The 14,652-nt window shown below is 40.4% G+C and carries 16 protein-coding genes and 1 rRNA gene; 13 read left to right on the top strand and 4 right to left on the bottom strand.

Features of this window, described 5'->3' with window-relative positions:
* Positions 1 to 29 precede the first annotated feature (29 nt).
* Positions 30 to 467, top strand: a complete 438-nt coding sequence (rplM, locus tag AR328_RS20845; protein ID WP_066301446.1) for a 50S ribosomal protein L13 — start codon at positions 30 to 32, stop codon at positions 465 to 467.
* 21 nt (positions 468 to 488) lie between these two features.
* Complete coding sequence (gene rpsI / locus AR328_RS20840) at positions 489 to 881, top strand: 30S ribosomal protein S9 (RefSeq protein ID WP_066301440.1); 393 nt, start codon at positions 489 to 491, stop codon at positions 879 to 881.
* 143 nt (positions 882 to 1,024) lie between these two features.
* Here rpsI and adaB read toward each other — a convergent pair whose 3' ends face one another.
* Together adaB and AR328_RS20830 are read right to left on the bottom strand one after the other, a co-directional pair.
* A complete protein-coding gene (gene adaB / locus AR328_RS20835; RefSeq protein ID WP_066301438.1) occupies positions 1,025 to 1,558 on the bottom strand; it encodes a methylated-DNA--[protein]-cysteine S-methyltransferase in 534 nt (177 codons plus the stop codon).
* A gap of 776 nt (positions 1,559 to 2,334) precedes the next feature.
* On the bottom strand, positions 2,335 to 3,246 hold the full coding sequence (locus AR328_RS20830) for a polysaccharide deacetylase family protein (protein ID WP_066301657.1): 912 nt from the start codon (positions 3,244 to 3,246) through the stop codon (positions 2,335 to 2,337).
* 194 nt (positions 3,247 to 3,440) lie between these two features.
* Between AR328_RS20830 and AR328_RS20825 the strand changes: the two genes are divergently transcribed.
* The 8 genes from AR328_RS20825 to AR328_RS20790 all read left to right on the top strand — a co-directional run bounded on the left by AR328_RS20825 (position 3,441) and on the right by AR328_RS20790 (position 11,731).
* A complete protein-coding gene (locus AR328_RS20825; protein WP_066301429.1) occupies positions 3,441 to 3,884 on the top strand; it encodes a YbaK family protein in 444 nt (147 codons plus the stop codon).
* Between the two features lie 261 nt (positions 3,885 to 4,145).
* The gene (locus AR328_RS20820) at positions 4,146 to 5,522 is read left to right on the top strand and encodes a sigma-54 interaction domain-containing protein (RefSeq protein WP_066301424.1); all 1,377 of its coding nucleotides are present in this window, start codon (positions 4,146 to 4,148) and stop codon (positions 5,520 to 5,522) included.
* 69 nt (positions 5,523 to 5,591) lie between these two features.
* On the top strand, positions 5,592 to 6,587 hold the full coding sequence (locus AR328_RS20815; RefSeq protein ID WP_066301421.1) for an ABC transporter substrate-binding protein: 996 nt from the start codon (positions 5,592 to 5,594) through the stop codon (positions 6,585 to 6,587).
* Positions 6,588 to 6,668: 81 nt separating this feature from the next.
* Entirely contained in the window at positions 6,669 to 7,466 is a 798-nt protein-coding gene (locus AR328_RS20810; RefSeq protein ID WP_066301419.1) for an ABC transporter permease, read from the top strand.
* Positions 7,467 to 7,488: 22 nt separating this feature from the next.
* Positions 7,489 to 8,307, top strand: a complete 819-nt coding sequence (locus tag AR328_RS20805; RefSeq protein WP_066301655.1) for an ABC transporter ATP-binding protein — start codon at positions 7,489 to 7,491, stop codon at positions 8,305 to 8,307.
* Between the two features lie 45 nt (positions 8,308 to 8,352).
* Complete coding sequence (locus AR328_RS20800) at positions 8,353 to 9,678, top strand: aspartate aminotransferase family protein (RefSeq protein WP_066301417.1); 1,326 nt, start codon at positions 8,353 to 8,355, stop codon at positions 9,676 to 9,678.
* Between the two features lie 147 nt (positions 9,679 to 9,825).
* Positions 9,826 to 10,548, top strand: a complete 723-nt coding sequence (gene cwlD / locus AR328_RS20795) for an N-acetylmuramoyl-L-alanine amidase CwlD (RefSeq protein WP_066301415.1) — start codon at positions 9,826 to 9,828, stop codon at positions 10,546 to 10,548.
* Between the two features lie 127 nt (positions 10,549 to 10,675).
* Entirely contained in the window at positions 10,676 to 11,731 is a 1,056-nt protein-coding gene (locus AR328_RS20790) for an Mrp/NBP35 family ATP-binding protein (RefSeq protein WP_066301648.1), read from the top strand.
* A gap of 52 nt (positions 11,732 to 11,783) precedes the next feature.
* Here the strand turns inward: AR328_RS20790 and gerD are convergent, their stop codons facing one another.
* Positions 11,784 to 12,419: a spore germination lipoprotein GerD gene (gene gerD, locus AR328_RS20785; protein ID WP_066301411.1), complete on the bottom strand. Its 636-nt coding sequence runs from the start codon at positions 12,417 to 12,419 to the stop codon at positions 11,784 to 11,786.
* Positions 12,420 to 12,574: 155 nt separating this feature from the next.
* Here gerD and AR328_RS20780 point away from each other — a divergent pair, with 155 nt between their 5' ends.
* Positions 12,575 to 13,216 carry a KinB-signaling pathway activation protein gene (locus tag AR328_RS20780; RefSeq protein ID WP_066301408.1) on the top strand — a complete coding sequence of 214 codons (642 nt, stop codon included), beginning with the start codon at positions 12,575 to 12,577 and terminating at the stop codon, positions 13,214 to 13,216.
* 11 nt (positions 13,217 to 13,227) lie between these two features.
* On the opposite strand, the gene pdaB is transcribed toward AR328_RS20780, so the two are convergent.
* A complete protein-coding gene (gene pdaB, locus AR328_RS20775) occupies positions 13,228 to 13,980 on the bottom strand; it encodes a polysaccharide deacetylase family sporulation protein PdaB (protein ID WP_066301646.1) in 753 nt (250 codons plus the stop codon).
* A gap of 136 nt (positions 13,981 to 14,116) precedes the next feature.
* On the opposite strand from pdaB, the gene AR328_RS20770 reads away from it, so the two are divergent.
* Together AR328_RS20770 and AR328_RS20765 are read left to right on the top strand one after the other, a co-directional pair.
* Positions 14,117 to 14,347, top strand: a complete 231-nt coding sequence (locus tag AR328_RS20770; protein WP_066301405.1) for a hypothetical protein — start codon at positions 14,117 to 14,119, stop codon at positions 14,345 to 14,347.
* A gap of 233 nt (positions 14,348 to 14,580) precedes the next feature.
* Positions 14,581 to 14,652 (top strand): 16S ribosomal RNA (locus AR328_RS20765); the annotation flags it as partial.

Below are 14,652 nucleotides of genomic sequence, written 5' to 3'. Positions count from 1 at the left end.
TGAAGATTGAATTTTTAGGAGGGAAAATAATGCGTACAACGTTTATGGCGAATGCAAACAATATCGAGCGTAAATGGTACGTGATTGATGCAGAAGGCAAAACTCTAGGTCGTCTTGCTAGTGAAGTTGCGTCAATCCTACGTGGTAAACATAAACCAACTTTTACACCACATGTTGATACTGGTGATCATGTAATTATTCTTAATGCAGCAAAGATCGAATTAACAGGTAATAAATTAAATGACAAAATTTACTACCGCCACACAAACCACCCAGGTGGTTTAAAACAAAGAAATGCTAATGAAATGCGTACGAAATTTCCTGAGAGAATGTTAGAGCTTGCTATTAAAGGCATGCTTCCAAAGAACACTCTTGGCCGTCAAATGTTCAAGAAATTACACGTATATGCTGGCGCTGAACATAAGCACCAAGCACAACAACCTGAAGTTTACGAACTTCGTGGATAATTTATAGGGGAGGTTATTAACTTGGCACAGGTTCAATATATTGGCACTGGTCGTCGTAAGAGCTCCGTTGCACGAGTTCGTTTAGTTCCAGGCGACGGTAAAATTATTATCAATGGTCGTGAAATTACAGATTATATCCCATTTGCTGCTTTACGTGCAGTTGTAAACCAACCGTTAGCAGCTACTGAAACTCAAGGCAGCTATGACGTTCATGTAAATGTAAATGGTGGAGGTTACACTGGTCAAGCTGGCGCAATCCGCCACGGTATCGCTCGTGCGTTACTTCAAGCTGATCCAGAATACCGTCCAACACTTAAAGCTGCTGGACTATTAACTCGTGACGCTCGTATGAAAGAACGTAAAAAATACGGTCTTAAAGGCGCTCGTCGTGCACCTCAGTTCTCAAAACGTTAATCTTACGTTTCCAAAACTCTCAACCGATTGGTTGGGAGTTTTTTTGTGTAGTTGACTTAAATTGGTCGTGAAAAAACAAACCCCTATTCCGAAAAATGGGGTTTGTCTCTACATTATCTGGGGAAAGCCCGTTTACAGTATTTTTATTTATTGCTGGATGAACCCTGTCTTTCAAGGTCCAAAAGCTTTGTCTTCATTTCTAACCCACCACGATAGCCCGTTAACGCTCCGTTTTTGCCTACTACACGATGACATGGAACGGTGATTAAAACGGGGTTGGCTCCGATGGCTGTTCCGACAGCACGAACTGCTGCTGGTTTATTTATATCGTTTGCTATGTCAGAGTAGGACTTTGTCTGTCCATACGGAATCTCGCAAAGTGCATTCCAGACTGCCATCTGGAAGGGGGTCCCATTGTAATCAAACGGGACTGTAAAGGTTTGCCGTTTTCCGTCAAGATACTCCGTGATTTCAACCGTATAAGGTTCGAGCTTACCCCCATCTTCAACAAGCGTACTTCCGGGAAAACGTTTATTAGCCCATTCAGATAATTCCTCGAATGGTTTATCCTGTGAGCCGACAAACACAAGCCCCTTAGAAGTCGAAGCGATATAAAAGTTCCAATGCTTATATTTTAGCAAGGACCAATAAAGTGTTGGTTTATTTTCTGATCTCATTTTCATTTCCCTCCGTTTCTTCACTGGCTAATTTGAGGCTTCCACGATTAAAGTCGCAAGCCCTACAGTCATAATGGGAAACGGGTAGGATTCTTGCGTGATTTAGCATTCGCGATTCACTTTTTCTTCGCTCTTACCTATATTATTTATATTATATTAGATTTTTCATTGTACAGCAACGTATGTTCGTAATTAATGATATCGGTGTTTTTAACGCTCATTTCGCAAGGGAACAGCAGAAAACACACAATGTTAGGTGTTTATGACGTTGATTTTGCAAGGGTATAGCAAAAAATACGCACCATGAAGAGTTCATGATGCTCGTTTTACAAGAGTATAGCAAAAAACACGCACCCTGAAGAGTTCATGAGTCTCGTTTCGCAAGGGTATAGCAAAAAACACGTACTATGAATGGTTCATGAGGCTAGTTTCGCAAGGGTACAGCAAAAAACACGTACCATGAAGAGTTTATGAGTCTCGTTTTACAAGGGTACAGCAAAAAACACGTACTATAAAGGGTTCATGAAGATCGTTTCGCAAGGGTACAGCAGAAAACGCACACTATGAAGAGTTCATGAGTCCCGTTTTGCAAGGGAACAGAAGAAAACGCGCACTATGAAAAGTTCATGATGCTCGTTTCGCAAGGGTACAGCAAAAAACATGTACCATGAAGAGTTCATGACGCTCGTTTGGCCGTTTTTGACAGATATGAATATCAAAGCCCCAGGCACCCTATAGCTAAACTAGAGGTCCCTAGGGCTTTTCCGGCTTACTTACTAATCAACACGCTTTTCGCTCATCAGCTCGCTCACGGTACCGAGTTTGTACCCTTTCGCTTTAATCTCAGTTATCATGGTCTCCAATCCTTCGGCAGTCGGCTTTGTAGGATGCATAAGAATCATTGTTCCATTCTCTACCTTTGACACAACTCTTCTCACCATTTCGGAAGCAGGCGGTTTTTTCCAATCGACCGTATCGACTGTCCAGAGAATGGTTTTCATATTAAGTCGTTTAGCAACTTGAATCGTGACTTGATTAAAGCTTCCGCTTGGCGGAGCAAACCAAACTGGTGTGATGCCGAGGGTTTCTCTAATGACATCATTCGTCTTTTTCAGCTCCATCACCGTTTCTGCCTCAGACCGCTGCTGTAGATTCGGATGGCTATAGGCGTGGTTGCCAATCTCATGACCGGCATCCTTAATCGACTTGGCTAGACCAGGATTCTTTTTAACCCAACTTCCATCGAAAAAAAACGTGGTCTTTATTTGATGTTTATTTAAAACATCCAGCATTCCCGGAATGTATTCATTTCCCCAGGCCACATTAATTAAAAAAGCTACCATCGGCTTCTCAGGATTACCTCTATAAATCGGATGCGGCCCCAAACTATCTAAATGGACATTTGGCGATATTTCCTTAAAAACAATATCGTTTTTATTAAATACACCGCTTGCTTTCATCTTTTTATAACTGGCTTCAATATCTACGCTCAGGCCGTTGTATCCAGGTATCGCTTTCCAAATCCGGTCGACTCTTGCATCAATTGGCTTTATATTATGTTGATCACTATACATTTTAATTTCCCTATAAAGTTGATTTTCCTCATTTATTTTGGCGGAAGTTGTGACTCCATAATCAGCACTGGCATTATACGGAATGATAAAAATCCCTAGCAACAAAATGATCATTCGCAAAAAAAACTTTCTAATCAAAGCAAACCCTCCATCTTCTTTTGATGGTATTAGGCTTCCCATTCGCGAGAATTTAAATAGGAGTAACAAGGCTCAAGAAAATTCTGAGGTTTTTATTAAAAATTGGCAGTTGGCCTTTTTGTATGTCTCTCCTTGCGGAGTTAAAGACTATTTCTAAGAGGTGAGACTGTATGAATGTAATTACAACCTTTGTAGAAAAGAAAAGGGAAAAACAAATTAAATATGAAAAATCCGTGTTGCGTGAAATTTCGATAAAAGCTCTAAAGGAAAAGGTGCAGCAGCATTTTGGTTCCTCACGATTTATGAACGGCTTGCTGATGAATAATGGAATAGAAGAAGCCTGCTATGATGTGGCCATTGAAGCGTATTTATTAGGAGCGCATTTTAGCCGGTTTGGATATTACGGTGAAAGCGCAGAGGATGTAAGATACCGCTGCAGGCAAGAAGAAAAGCATTTGGTTGATACTTTATACCATTTCCTGCTGTATTGGGGGCACGGGGAAGAAGGGGTAATGAGTGAATCCCTCTACTATTTATGCGAGCAATACGTATTATACTGGTGGATGGAAGGTTTTGATAAAGGAGAAAAAAGACATAGATTAAGGCTTCATTAAAGATTTCTGCCTAACCCTTTATAAAAATAGGCGTCCGTTCCCTTTGTTAATATTGTCATTTCAATGACTCTCAACCTAATTGGCTGAGGGTCTTTTATTGTTTAAATGGCAGATTCCGAAGAAATCCTATTCAAAAATAAATAAATTATTCAAAATTGTATAAAAACATTTCATCTTTTGGTATAACTAGATAATAAAGCATATTTATTTGAAAATTATTCATTTTTAAATAATTCTTGAGCAGTAGAGGGGGAACTAGTTTTGACTGAGGAAAAAAAAGTTTGGAATGAAAATGAAGCGATTCTTCACTCCTTGCGAGATGACATTTTAGTAACAGATACTGATGGAATGATCTTAAAGGTTAGTGAAGCAACGGAAGCCATATACAATATGAAGTCAAATGAAATGGTCGGCCGATCGGTATATGATCTAGAAAAAGAGGGGGTATTTACCCCGCTTTTAACACCAATGGTTATTAAAGAAAAGAAGAAAATTACGTTTGTCCAAACAACGATGGAAGGGAAGAAGCTGCTTGTTACAGGCATTCCCGTTTTTGACCCGAATAATAAGCTTGTTCGGATTGTTAGTTATTCTCATGATGTGACAGAACTGCTTAATATGAAGAAGTACTTAACGGATATGGAAGACGAAATGGAGAGAGTGAAGGGGGAGCTTGAGATCCTTCGCAACCTTCATTACACAGACGGCATGATTGCTACATGTGACGAAATGAAAAAGGTTCTTCACTTAGCCTTGCAGGTGGCTGAAATTGATGTAAATGTGCTGCTTCTCGGTGAATCAGGAGTGGGGAAATCTCACATTGCCAGTTTTATTCATAAAAAGAGTAATCGAAACAAAGGGCCCTTTATTGAAGTGAATTGCGGGGCAATTCCGGAGTCGCTTTTTGAGGCAGAGTTTTTTGGGTATGAATCAGGTGCTTTCACTGGTGCAAATACGAAAGGAAAGCTAGGGCTGGCAGAGCTTGCAGATGGTGGAACGCTGTTTTTAGACGAGATAGGTGAGCTGTCACTAGCCAACCAAGTAAAAATACTCAAGTTCATCCAAGAGAAGCAGTTTTACCGTGTTGGCGGTACAAAAATGCGAACCGCAGATTTTCGATTGCTGGCAGCAACGAATCGAAATTTAGAGGAAGCTGTGGAAACCGGAACGTTTAGAAAGGACCTTTTCTTCCGGTTAAATGTTGTTCCAATTATCATTCCACCTTTAAGGAAGCGGCAGACCGATATTATTCCTTTAATTGATTATTTTCTTAAGTTTTTTTCGGAAAAGTATAATCGTCCGCGAAGTTTGGATGAAGGCGTTATTCATGTCTTGTTGTCCCATGAATGGAGAGGAAATGTACGAGAGTTGATCAATTTAATGGAAAGGCTTGTGGTGACCTCATCTAAACACCTGATTGAGATGGAAAACCTCCCCCATCAATACAGAAAATCAGTCCCAGATGTCTCATCCTTTGATGACAGAAATCGGTCATTGACTGAGATTCTGGAAAGTGTGGAAAAGCAAGTACTTATTAATGCAAGACAGCGTTATAAAACGACAACGCAAATGGCTAAGGCGTTAGGCGTAAGTCAGCCATCCATCGTTAGAAAAATCAAAAAACACAGAATTAAATAAAGATGGCACAATTCTTGCAGAGTAATTTAGTAGAAAAACATTTTTTTTCTAAAAAGAGGGGGAAGTTTGATGAAGAAATGGTTGATGTTAATATGTTCATTTATGCTGCTAATCGCATTAGCTGCCTGTGGAAAGGAAGAAGCAGCGAATAAGGCTGGCAGTGAAAAGTCCTCGCAGCCGTTAAGAGTAACCCTTCCGACTTGGACAGGATATGGACCGCTATTTTTGGCAAAAGAAAAGGGCTTTTTTGAAAAGAACGGTGTTGATGTTGAGCTTTCCATTATTGAAGGATTGGGAGAACGGAAACAAGCATTAGCAGGCGGAAAAATTGATGGTATGGCAACGGCATTAGATGTGCAAGTAACATTAGCAGCTTCAGACATTCCTGTACAAGTCGTATGGTTATTGGATGATTCATATGGCGGAGATGGAATCCTTGTAAAAAACGACATTCAAGATGTGAAAGACTTAAAAGGCAAACAAGTAGCATTTGAAGTGGGTTCCACAAGCCACATGCTTGCTTTAACAGCGCTGAAGCAAGGGGGATTAACGGAAAGTGATATTGAAGTCGTACAAATGTCTGCAGGGGATGCTGGTGCTGCGTTTGCAGCGGGCAAAGTGGATGCAGCTGTAACGTGGGAGCCTTGGTTAACAAAAGGGGCAGAAGCGAACGGAAAAGTCTTATTAACGACTAAAGATCTGCCGGGTATTATCGTTGATACGATTAGCTTTAAAGAGGATATTATTAAAAATCGTCCTGAAGATGTAAAGGCTTTTGTGAAGGCAATGGGAGAAGCAATGGATTATTGGAAAGAGAATAAAAAAGATGCGAATGAAGTGATGGCGAAAGGCTTAAACATTGATGTAGCTGAATTTGAAGCAACAGAAACAGGCCTGAAATTCATGACAAAAGAAGATAATGAAAAACTATTTGGCTCAGAAAGCAGTAAAGGGGCTATCTATCAATCGACAGAAAATGCTATCAAGTTTTATTTAGAGCAAAAATTGATTGATAAAGAGCCGAAAGCAGAAGACGTCCTTAACGGAAGCTTTGTATCGAAATAATAGGCAATAAAAGTGGATGAAGAGGCATATCCTTAGTGCCTCTTTATTTGCCCAAATAGGTTAATAGACAGGGGGATTTAAATGGGGAGAAATTGGTTTACTCCTAAAAAAGAAATACCAAAAACGATTTATACCTCAGCGGGATTTATAATATTTGCTCTTGTTTTTGGGATCTGGTCAGCGTTGAGCTATGGGGGGATTGTGAATCCATTATTTTTACCTACGCCTACGAAAGTATTAGCAACAGCTATAGATTTATTTGTCAATGGCGGAATCCTTTCTGATATCGGAATTAGTTTTTCTAGAGTTCTCGCGGGATTTCTTTTAGCGGCTGCCATAGGAATACCTTTAGGAATTTTCATGGGATCGCTGCGAATTATTGAAGGAGCTTTTGAGCCAATCATTGGTTTTATTCGTTATATGCCGGCTTCTGCATTTATTCCTTTATTAATATTATGGATCGGTCTTGGTGAAACAGAAAAAATGTCAGTTATTTTTTTAGGAACGTTTTTTCAGCTCACGCTTATGGTGATGGATGTGACAAAAAACGTTCAAAACGATTTAATTGATGTTTCCTATACGTTAGGGGCTAAAAAGGGACAAATTTTTGGCAAAGTCATCTTGCCGGCTTCCTTGCCGGGAATTGTCGATACCCTTCGCATTACATTTGGATGGGCGTGGACGTATTTAGTTGTTGCTGAGATTGTCGGGTCATCTAGTGGTTTAGGGTATATGATCATGCAAGCCTCCCGTTTTCTGAAGCCAGACAAAATTATCGTCGGAATCTTGATTATCGGTTTATTAGGGCTGATTACAGACTTGTTGTTTAAAGCCATTTACCGAGCTTCGTTTTCTTGGATGAGAAAGGATGGTTATTAATATGGGAACACCGAAGTTGGAAATGAGTGAAGCGGAAACATTCGATTCGAAGATTGTTCCTCATACGAAAACGCCCAAGCTGGAAATAAGAGATGTGGGGAAAATCTTTAAAACGAGAAGCGGAGAAACAACAGCCTTGGAAAAGACCTCTTTTACTATTGATGATGGGGAATTCGTCACTATCTTAGGACCGTCGGGGTGCGGGAAATCAACGGTATTGCGCATTGTAGCAGGCTTAGAGGAGTCAACGTCAGGGACTGTTCTTCTTGATGGGCAGGAAATTAAAGGGCCAGGACCTGACCGTGGAATGGTCTTTCAATCATACACATTATATCCGTGGCTGAATGTGAAGGAGAATATTACATTCGGGCTAAAGCTTAAGGGAGTTTCGCAAAAAGAGCGGGACGATGTGGCACGGCATTATTTGCAATTAATTGATTTGGAAGGGTTTGAGAAGCATTACCCGATTCAGCTGTCAGGCGGAATGAAGCAGCGTGTTGCGATTGCCCGCGCATTGGCGAACGACCCGAAAATATTATTAATGGATGAGCCATTTGGCGCGCTAGATGCCCAAACAAGAAATATCATGCAGGAAGTGCTGCTGAAAGCATGGGAGGAGTCTAAGAAGACGATTTTATTTATTACCCACGATGTGGAGGAATCAATCTTCTTAGCGGATTCTGTTTATGTTATGACGGCAAGGCCCGGGCGTTTAAAGAAAAGGGTTCCAATTTTACTTGATAGGCCGAGAGAGTTTAGCGTGAAGGGAACGGCGGAGTTTGGAGCTTACAAAGAGGAACTATTGACGCTCATTCGAGAAGAAAGTTTAAAGATTAAATGACAGCTTTATTTTTAAGAATCGAATTAGAATGTGGAGGTCAATGATATGGAGAATAAATGGGCTCATCTCATAAATAATATGCCAAACCGGCTTGCGCCAAGCATGGCTAAGGATCACCCAAATCTTCCAGTTATAAAAGAAGAAGGCTGTTATTATTACGGAGCGGATGGCAGGGAATATCTTGACTTTACATCAGGAATTGCTGTAACGAATGTTGGACATCGCCATCCGAAAATCGTTCAAGCGATTAAAGATGCAGCTGACAAATTAGTGCATGGACCTTCTGGTGTCATTATGTATGAATCCATCTTGCGATTAGCTGATGAATTGGCGGATATTCTGCCAGGCGATCTGGATTGCTTTTTCTTTTCCAACAGTGGGGCGGAAGCGATTGAAGGAGCAATTAAACTGGCTAAGTACGTAACGAAGCGCCCTTATGTCATTTCATTTACAGGCTGTTTCCATGGCCGTTCATTAGGTGCGTTAAGTGTAACGACTTCTAAAAGTAAATACCGAAAATTTATGCAGCCATCAGGACTAACGTATCAAATCCCATATGCAAATACGAAGGACTGCCCTTCAGGTTCTGACCCTGAAGCCTATGTCATTGCTCAATTGGAAAAAAACTTTGCCGCCTTATTTAGCCATCAAGTGACTCCGGAAGAGGTAGCATGTGTGATTCTGGAGCCTGTTCTTGGGGAAGGAGGCTATATTGTGCCTCCAAAAGGGTGGCTGAAAAAGGTACGTGAAATTTGTGACCGCCATCAAATCTTACTTATTTTTGATGAAGTCCAAACGGGGTTTGGGCGAACAGGTGAATGGTTTGCCGCACAGACATTTGGGGTTACACCAGATATTATGGCCATTGCAAAAGGCATCGCTTCAGGTCTCCCTCTAAGTGCGACCGTTGCTTCCGGTGAATTAATGAAGCAGTGGCCGCTTGGAAGCCATGGTACGACATTTGGAGGCAACCCAATTGCCTGCTCTGTTGCCTTAGCAACATTAGAAGTATTAAAAGAGGAGAATCTTCTTGATAACACGAAGCGGATGGGCAGGTACGCGGTCGAGAAGCTTGAACAAATGAAGGATCGGCACAGTGTCATCGGAAGTGTCCGGGCTGTAGGGCTAATGATTGGCATTGAAATCATTCATCCAAAAACCGGGGAACCGAATGGAGAAGGATTATTAAAAATTCTTGATTTAGCGTTAGAAAAAGGGGTACTATTCTACCTTTGCGGAAATCATAGCGAAGTCATCCGAATGATTCCTCCGCTAACCGTCACGAAGGAACAAATCGATAAAGGATTGCGAATTCTTGATGAGGCTTTGACAGAATATGAAGCAACATTGATGAATGCAAGAAAAGCGTAGTTAGAATGGAGAGACTGACCCTATATGGGTCAGTTTTCCTTTTTTAAAATAGGGTACAAGCTCAGTTGTTAAAGTCATCTCCAAGTTCTATTTCTCCAACTCGTCCCATATATTGAAATGAGGACGAGCGGGAGGACTGACTATTTAATGGGGAATAGACTAAAAAAAGTGGCATTTGCCATGGGCCTAATCATTTTATTTTTCATTTTGCAATATGATTTCACAGATAATGACTCGTGGGAGTCATGGAACTTGCCTCTGACAGGAAAAATCATTTTGCTAGATCCGGGTCATGGAGGGCCGGATGGGGGTGCAGGTGATGATGAGGTACTTGAAAAGGACATTGCTCTCGCTGTATCTCTAAAGGTTCGGGAACTTCTCCAGCAGCAGGGGGCGCTTGTTCTGATGACAAGAGAGGACGATCGGGATTTAGCTCCTGAAGGGACAAGGGGATACAGCCGAAGGAAAGTTGAGGATTTAAAACAAAGGCTGGATATGATCAACAATTCAGGAGCAGAGTTTTTTGTAAGTATTCATCTAAACTCTATTCCTTCTCCTCGGTGGAGCGGGGCACAAACCTTTTATGCAGCGAAACGAGATGAAAATGCTCGAGCGGCTAAGTTTATTCAAGATGAGCTTCGGAGAAACCTTGAGAATACGACAAGAAGAGCAAAAGAGCTGAACGTATATATATTAAAGAACGCAAAAATTTCCGGCTCACTCGTAGAAATTGGTTTCTTATCAAACCATGCTGAGAGAGCGAACTTAAGGAAAGAGGAATATCAGAATAAAGTAGCCGCCTCCATTTACACGGGGATTTTGCGTTACTATTCTGATGAAAAAGAATTAATAGAGCCGGAATGGGAATGAAAGGTGCTGCTTAAAAAGCATCTTTTTCTTTATTAATGAGCGAATAAGGTGTGATACAATTAACAGTGGGGAATAAATGATATGGTATACTTTAATGGAAACGAATACAATAAGGCAGGTGCTTAATTTGTTAACTGAACAAAATATAAGAGAAGTCTTAAGTGGACTGCAGGAGCCATTTTTACATAAAACTCTAGGAGAGTTAAACGCAATTGAAGAGGTAAAGATTAAAGAAGAAAAAAATCATGTAAGCGTGAAGGTGCTAATTGCCAAAACAGGGACAGCTGAGCAGCTTCAACTCCAAACTCAAGTAGTAAATCTTCTAAAAGAGGCGGGAGCGGCTACGGTTGGAATCCGATTCAGCGAACTTCCGGAAGAAGTTTTGTCTCAATATCGCCAAGCAGCAAAAGGGGAAGATAAAGGATTGCTCTCCCCAGACAGCCAAACAACCTTTATTGCGATTGCGAGCGGAAAAGGCGGGGTAGGGAAATCGACTGTATCTGTAAACCTAGCCGTTTCTTTGGCAAGACTAGGTAAGAAGGTCGGTCTGATTGATGCGGATATTTATGGCTTTAGCGTGCCTGATATGATGGGCATTACGACTCGCCCTGTCGTAAGAGGGGAAAAGATTATTCCAGTGGACCGGTTTGGGGTAAAGGTCATTTCGATGGGATTCTTTGTTGAAGATAATTCACCAATCATTTGGAGAGGTCCAATGCTTGGAAAAATGTTAAACAGCTTCTTTAATGAAGTCGAGTGGGGAGATATTGACTACTTGTTACTAGATCTTCCTCCTGGAACAGGGGATGTAGCATTAGATGTTCATACGATGCTTCCGTCTTGTAAAGAAATCGTTGTTACAACGCCGCATCCAACAGCTGCTTTCGTTGCAGCCCGTGCTGGCGCCATGGCAATCCGGACAGAGCATGAAATTCTAGGTGTCGTTGAAAATATGTCCTATTTTGAAAGTAAGCTTACGGGCGAGAAGGAATATGTCTTCGGAAAAGGCGGAGGCGAAAAGCTAGCTGAGGAACTCCAAACAAATGTGCTAGGGCAATTGCCGTTAGAGCAGCCAGATTGGAACGAAGCAGATTTTGCTCCATCCGTCTATGACGCGGACCATAAACTAGGCCAAATCTATAGTGATATTGCGCAAAAGATTGTACAAACATTGGAAAAATAACAGGAAAAAACCTCTTCCCTTCGGAAGAGGTTTTTATGTTTGGCAGCGGGCATTACCCACCGCCGTCCCCGCCGCCATCTGAGCCGCCGCCAGCAGGTTCTTTGCCACCGCCTTCTTTCCCGCCTCCGCTTTTCTCGCCGCTTTTTACTTCATCAGCGGCTTTTAAAAGAATATCTTGGATTTTTGCTTTAAAGAGCGGGCTTTCAAAGGTTTCCTTTACAACGGTTTGCAAATGCTCACGGTATTCCTTGCTTTTTAATACTTTTGTTACGTCTTTTTCTAGTGCGGGGTCTTGTAAGACTTCTATCATCATGCCGCGATACTCAGGATCCTTCATTAAATCTTTAAGAAGCTTTTCATTTTCTTTTTTCATGCTTTTAGCAACACTTTCAGCAAATTTAGGATCCTCAAATGATTTCTTCCAGAAATCCGCTCCCTTATCAGATGTTAAGGTTTTTTCAATTGTCTCTGAAACAATTTTCTGATCCATGATCAGCTGCTCTTTGATTTTATCATCTTCCATTAGTTCTTTTATCGCTTTTTTACCGTCATCGGTTTTTAGAATATCGACAACCATTTTTTTGGTTTGCTCATAATCCATCTGATTGCCGCCAGTTTCACCTTGAGCACAGCCCGTCATGAGAATGATCAGCAGAATAGGCAGGAGCAAACGGAATGTCTTTATCATATTTTGAAGCTCCTTTCAGGAGAAGGTATCCTTATTTCTAGAATGAAGAAAAAGGCCAAATTTTATTCGTCACAAAATACTATCCCTAGATTTTTCAAAGCATGGTTTGGTACAATCATATAGGTGATTAATTTTTACTATGGAGGAAAAATAAATTGACTAGCCGAAATTGGGTAAAGCTGTTTCTATCCACACTTTTGGTAGGGGGATTAACTACTGGGGTTGTTGGTTTTATTGTTAGATGGAAAGAATTTGAATCTATATTTGTTCCTTTTGATTTTCTTGAAATTGTATCAGTTTTATTATGGTTAATGGGAGTTGGATTAATTTTTAGTATTCTGAGCCAGATGGGTTTCTTTGCCTATTTGACGATCCATCGATTCGGATTAGGAATTTTTAAATCGCGGTCTTTGTGGAATGCTGTTCAAGTTTTTCTTACTTTGTTCGTACTATTTGATTTAGTGTATTTCCGCTATAGTGCTTTTGCTATAGAGGGAGAAAGCATAATGCCTTATATCGGTATTGCCTTATTTATATTGGCTGTTGCTATTCTGGTAGCTTCTATTAAGGTGAAATTAACGAATAAGGATGCGTTTATTCCTGCTGTTTTCTTCATGGTTGTCGTGACGACGATTGAATGGGTCCCAGTCTTAAGGGTTAACGAGCAGAGCTGGGTATACCTAATGATTTTTCCATTATTAGTATGTAACGCCTATCAGCTGCTTATTCTTCATAAGCTTAATGAAAAGTCTCAAGTACAAAGACAACAAATCTCATCAAAAAAGCCGTCCAAATAATGGGCGGCTTTTTAATTAATTGCTTTAGTTTTGGTATCGGCATTTGCAAGCATCTCAGAAACGGTCACGAGCTTTAGCCCTTTTTTATTCACATTATTAATGATTTGCGGTAAAGCTTTAGCCGTTTGTTTGGCAGAGTCTGAAGCATGAAGGAGAATAATATCCCCCTTTTTTGCCCGTGAGACATTGTTGACAATTTCCTCTATACCCGGGTTCGTCCAGTCCTTCGAATCAATGCTCCAATGAACAACTGAATATCCGAGTCTATCGGCAATTTTTAAAGTCCTTTGATCGAAATGTCCAGTAGGAGCGCGAACAAGCTTAATATCTTTTATGTTTAGTTTTTTAAACACTACCTGAGCTTTTGCTAAATCCTGTCTAATTTTGGCATCCTCAAGATCTGAATAATCCTCATAATTATAGCCAAGAATGCCAATTTCATATCCTCCTTTTACGATCCTTGCCACTAAATCCGGATGTCGCTCTGCCCATGAACCGGAAAGGAAGAAGGTTGCTGATTTAACATTCTCCTTTTGAAGAATATCAAGAATAGGTTCGGCCTTTTCGTCTCCCCATCCTATATTAAAGGTAAGGGCAAGATCCTTTTCCCCCTTATATACAGCTTTAGGTCCATCTTTCGTTGAAAAAGCCGGCATGTGTACAACGTTCCCAATATATAAGAACCATGCAGCAAAAAAGGCGAACACCACGATTAAAGCCATTTTTTTTATTGACTTCTTACTCCAAATATAAAAGAAATTCATCCCTCTCACCTCGTCCAATACTCCTTGTCTCAATCTTATGCACAGAATTTCAATAAATGAGTTCAAAAAGAAATTCATAAAATATTTTTATTTGGAAAATACTACAAAAACCAAATTAGAAGTGAGGATGATTAGCATGCTAGGAATTTTAATTAATGATAGAGAACAGAAGGAGATGCAATACTTAATTAAGAGAGAAATGGATGAAATTCTATTTGACTTAAATGATGAGCGAATTGATCATATTGTAAAAAGAGCAATGGAGGAGAGATATAAGATATTGTTTTCTTTATTTAAGAGGGTAGCTTCACCAGGCGATATTCTGAGATATACACGAAACAATCAGTGGAAAGAACAAAAGGGTTGAAAAAAATAAATAAAATCTATTGACTTCTATGTTGTTAGTTGTTATATTAATAAGCGTCGCTGCTGACGAGTCGAAACAAACTTAAAAAAAGTTGTTGACACTTTAAGCGAAAGATGTTAAATTTAAAAAGTCGCTTCTGAGCGATTAGATAGTTCTTTGAAAACTGAACGAACAAAAACGTCAACGTTTTAGTCTTTTTATCAAAAAGGCATTATGAGCTAATCAACTCAACTTTATTGGAGAGTTTGATCCTGGCTCAGGACGAACGCTGGCGGCGTGCCTAATACATGCAAGTCGAGCGAATC

The organism is Bacillus sp. FJAT-29937 (genome assembly GCF_001509555.1).
In the GTDB taxonomy this organism is placed as follows: Bacteria; Bacillota; Bacilli; order Bacillales; family Cytobacillaceae; genus Cytobacillus.
The sequence above is the reverse complement of the archived record's forward strand: the minus strand, read 5'-3'. Positions and strand labels throughout refer to the sequence as shown.

Bases quoted from the DNA above. Each gene is read 5' to 3' on its own strand.
- rplM (WP_066301446.1), top strand. From the start codon at position 30: ATGCGTACAACGTTTATGGCGAATGCAAACAATATCGAGCGTAAATGG.
- adaB (WP_066301438.1), bottom strand. From the start codon at position 1,558: ATGAGATCAGAAAATAAACCAACACTTTATTGGTCCTTGCTAAAATAT.
- AR328_RS20830 (WP_066301657.1), bottom strand. From the start codon at position 3,246: ATGATCATTTTGTTGCTAGGGATTTTTATCATTCCGTATAATGCCAGT.
- AR328_RS20825 (WP_066301429.1), top strand. From the start codon at position 3,441: ATGAATGTAATTACAACCTTTGTAGAAAAGAAAAGGGAAAAACAAATT.
- AR328_RS20815 (WP_066301421.1), top strand. From the start codon at position 5,592: ATGAAGAAATGGTTGATGTTAATATGTTCATTTATGCTGCTAATCGCA.
- AR328_RS20810 (WP_066301419.1), top strand. From the start codon at position 6,669: ATGGGGAGAAATTGGTTTACTCCTAAAAAAGAAATACCAAAAACGATT.
- AR328_RS20805 (WP_066301655.1), top strand. From the start codon at position 7,489: ATGAGTGAAGCGGAAACATTCGATTCGAAGATTGTTCCTCATACGAAA.
- AR328_RS20800 (WP_066301417.1), top strand. From the start codon at position 8,353: ATGGAGAATAAATGGGCTCATCTCATAAATAATATGCCAAACCGGCTT.
- cwlD (WP_066301415.1), top strand. From the start codon at position 9,826: ATGGGGAATAGACTAAAAAAAGTGGCATTTGCCATGGGCCTAATCATT.
- gerD (WP_066301411.1), bottom strand. From the start codon at position 12,419: ATGATAAAGACATTCCGTTTGCTCCTGCCTATTCTGCTGATCATTCTC.
- pdaB (WP_066301646.1), bottom strand. From the start codon at position 13,980: ATGAATTTCTTTTATATTTGGAGTAAGAAGTCAATAAAAAAAATGGCT.
- AR328_RS20770 (WP_066301405.1), top strand. From the start codon at position 14,117: ATGCTAGGAATTTTAATTAATGATAGAGAACAGAAGGAGATGCAATAC.